This is a genomic window from Pseudomonas sp. xss_2, assembly GCF_043104195.1.
Taxonomy (GTDB): Bacteria; Pseudomonadota; Gammaproteobacteria; order Pseudomonadales; family Pseudomonadaceae; genus Aquipseudomonas; species Aquipseudomonas urmiensis.
Genome location: NZ_JBICKL010000039.1, coordinates 1 through 3,518 on the forward strand (window position 1 = coordinate 1; position 3,518 = coordinate 3,518).

Consider the following 3,518-nt stretch of genomic DNA (forward strand, 5'->3'; position numbering starts at 1 on the left):
CCGGAGGTGGTCGGCGCGGTCATGAGCGGGACTGCGGCTGGTGACTGGACCTTGTCCTGCGTGCGCGGCCAGGTCGAGTCGATCACCTTTGTCTTCAGCGACGGCACCGTGCGCACGGTGCCGCAGCCGCAGAAGGTGGTCAGTCGCAACCGCAGCAGTACCCAGACTTCGGACACCGAGAAGATCCGCGGCGGCTTGGGCTACATCTCCGACCCTTACGGCATCCCCTGCATCGCCGGTGAGCGTCGCTCCAACGCCCAGCAGTACCTGGGCAGTCAGAGCCTGATCACCGCGGCCGGCGCCGGCTTCGCTGCAGCGCTAGGCAGCGAACAGACCAATACGTCATTCATCAACTCGGCCAGCGGCAGCCTGGGGCTGTCACAGAACAGTGGCAACAGCGCGCTGAACTCGGTCATCAGCGGTGGCATCGGCGACATTCGTGACTGGATCAACAAGCTCTACGGCGAAGCCTTCGCCGCCATCTACGTCCCGCCGGGGGCCAAGGTGGCGTTGCACCTGGATCACGAAATCAGCATCGACTACGAACCCAAAGGCCGGAGAGTGAACCATGAACGCCCATCCGTTTCGGTACTGGACCTGGATTAGCCTGCTGCTGTGCCTGCACCTGGCAGGCTGCACCACCAGCAAGGACGAAATGCTGCCCCATGGCGATCACACCATGCTGGACATCTGGAACAGCGGTGGCGCGGTCGGCACGCAGCAGCAGTTGCAGACGGCTCGCGGTGAGCTACGCCGGCCGGTGCTCGATCCCGAGCGCCTGATCAAGGACCAAAGTGCCTACACCCGTACGGCCGCCAACGAGATCCGCGCCCAGTTCCCGCGGCTGCCCAATCCTGACCTGGTGATGTACGTCTACCCGCACCTGGCCGGCACCCAACAGGCACCCGTGCCTGGCTACTCGACCGTGTTTCCGCTGTACGAGAAGGTCCAGTACGCGCTGCCCGGCGAACGCCTGGATGACCTGTGATGGACAATGATAGCGACCGCGCCTCGCCGCGCTGGCAGCCCTGGCGAGCGGCGCAGCGTCGGCGTGCAACGCGCGCGGATGAAGCCGCCCAGTACGCCCGCAACCCCAGCCTCACCGACCACTTGCCCTGGGTCGAATACCTCGAGGAAGAGCAGTGCTTTCTGCTCGACGACAACCGCTCAGTGGGCGCCGTGTTCGAGTTGCAGCCGATCGGCACCGAGGGCCGTGAGCCCGAATGGCTGATGGCGGCGCGCGATGCGTTGGAAGATGCGCTGCAGGACAGTTTCGACGAGCTTGATCAGGCCCCCTGGGTGGTGCAGTTCTTCTGCCAGGACGACAGTGATTTTTCCCCGTACCTGGAACGCCTGGCACAGTACGTCACACCGCGAGCGACAGGCACCCCCTTCACCTCCGCTTTCCTCGCGTCGATGCAACACCACCTCGATGCCATTGCCAAGCCAGGCGGATTGTTCGACGACCCTGTCGTGTCGCACCTGCCTTGGCGCGGCAGCAATCGACGGATTCGGCTGGTGGTCTATCGCTGGCTCGCTGACCAAGCCGACGACGAAGGGCAAAAACCCGCTCAGTTGCTGGGAAGGACCTGTGACCGCCTGATGGCCTCGTTGCAGGCCTGCGGGGTCAACCCTCGTCGGCTGAACGGGCGTGACTTCTACGCCTGGTTGCTGCCCTGGTTCAACCCAGCCCCCACCGTCACGGGCGAATCACCGGCGGCATTCTATCGACGCGTGCCCTACCCGGAGACCGGTGACGGCGATGGGCTGTCGCTACCGTTCGACCACGACTTTGCCGAGCGACTGTTCTTTCAGGAGCCACGCTCGGACAGCGAACAGGGGCTGTGGTATTTCGATCAACAGCCGCACGCGGTAATGGTGGTCGACAAACTGCGCAGGCCACCCCATATCGGCCAGCTGACCGGCGAGACCCGCAAGGGCGAGGCGCTCAACGCCCTGTTTGACCAGTTGCCCGAGCAGGCCATCCTGAGCCTGACCTTGGTGATTACGCCCCAGGATGTGCTCGAGGAGCAGCTCAACCGCCTGGCGCGCAAAGCCATCGGCGAAAACCTGGCCTCGACCCAGGCCCGCCAGGACGTGGAAGAGGCACGCGCGCTAATCGGCCGCCAGCATAAGCTGTACCGCGGTACCTTGGCGCTGTACCTGCGCGGCGCCGATGTACAGCAACTGCGCCAGCGCTCGATCCAGGCGGCCAATGTGCTGCTCGGTGCCGGCCTGCAGCCGGTGCGCGAGGGCGATGAAGTCGCCGCCTGCAACAGCTACCTGCGCTGGCTGCCAATGGTCTACAACCCCGCGCGTGACACACGCAACTGGTACACCCGGCTGCTGTTTGCTCAGCATGTCGCCAACCTGCTGCCGCTGTGGGGACGCAGCATCGGTACCGGCAATCCAGGCATTACCTTTTTCAACCGAGGTGGCGCGCCCCTGTCGTTCGATCCCCTGTCACGCTTCGACCGCTCCATGAATGGCCACCTGCTGTTGTTCGGCCCGACCGGCGCCGGCAAGTCGGCCACCCTGGTCTCAATCCTGATGCAGGTCATGGCCGTGTACCGGCCGCGGCTGTTCATTGTCGAAGCCGGCAATTCCTTCGGCCTGCAGGGCGACTACTTCGCCACCCTCGGATTGACCGTCAACAAGGTTCAGCTCAAACCGGGCAGCGGCTTGAGCCTGGCCCCCTTCGCCGATGCCCGCCGACTGATCGAGCGCCCCGACCAGGTCGCCAGTCTGTCGACCGAGGACCTGGATGAAGACACTTCGGGCAGTGACGAGCAACGCGATGTGCTGGGCGAGTTGGAGATCGCCGCCCGCCTGATGATCACCGGCGGCGAAGCCAAGGAAGAGGCACGCCTCACGCGCGCGGACCGCAGCCTGATTCGCGAGTGCATCCTCGACGCCGCGAGGCACTGTGCGGCCACCGACCAGCAGGTCATGACGCGGCATGTCCGTGATGCCCTTCGAACGGTGGCCAGCGACGCCCACCTGCCCGACAAGCGTCGCGAGCGGGCCCAGGAAATGGCCGAGTCCATCGACCTGTTCTGCCAGGGCTTCGAGGGTGCGCTGTTTGACCGACCGGGCACGCCCTGGCCGGAAAGCGATGTCACAATCGTCGACCTGGCCACCTATGCCCGCGAGGGCTATGAAGCGCAGATGTCGATCAGCTACATCAGCCTGATGAACACGGTGAACAACCTTGCCGAACGCGACCAGTACCTCGGTCGGCCGATCATCATGGTGACTGACGAAGGCCACATCATCACCAAGAACCCGCTGCTGGCGCCCTTCGTGGTCAAGGGCACCAAGATGTGGCGCAAGCTCGGTGCCTGGTTCTGGCTGGCGACGCAGAACCTGGCCGACTTCCCCGATGCGGCGCAGTCCATGCTCAACATGATCGAATGGTGGATCTGTCTGAACATGCCGCCGGCTGAGATCGAGGAAATCGCGCGCTTCAAGAAGCTCACGCCGGCACAGAAGACCCTGCTGCTGTCAGCGAGCAAAGC

Annotated in this window: 3 protein-coding genes; all 3 read left to right on the forward strand. The window is 64.4% G+C overall.

All coding sequences use genetic code 11. From position 1 onward, the window contains the following. A partial coding sequence (locus ACF8K2_RS06105) for a TIGR03752 family integrating conjugative element protein (protein ID WP_392463904.1) occupies positions 1 to 606 on the forward strand: 606 nt, incomplete at its 5' end. Next, positions 569 to 988, forward strand: coding sequence for a TIGR03751 family conjugal transfer lipoprotein (locus ACF8K2_RS06110; protein WP_392463905.1), 420 nt, complete (start codon positions 569 to 571; stop codon positions 986 to 988). The genes ACF8K2_RS06105 and ACF8K2_RS06110, both read left to right, overlap by 38 nt. Next, positions 988 to 3,518, forward strand: a 2,531-nt coding sequence (locus ACF8K2_RS06115; RefSeq protein WP_392463906.1) for a conjugative transfer ATPase, incomplete at its 3' end; no start/stop codon positions are given. The genes ACF8K2_RS06110 and ACF8K2_RS06115, both read left to right, overlap by 1 nt.

Coding starts and splice junctions, on each gene's coding strand:
- ACF8K2_RS06110 (WP_392463905.1), top strand. CDS start 569: ATGAACGCCCATCCGTTTCGGTACTGGACCTGGATTAGCCTGCTGCTG.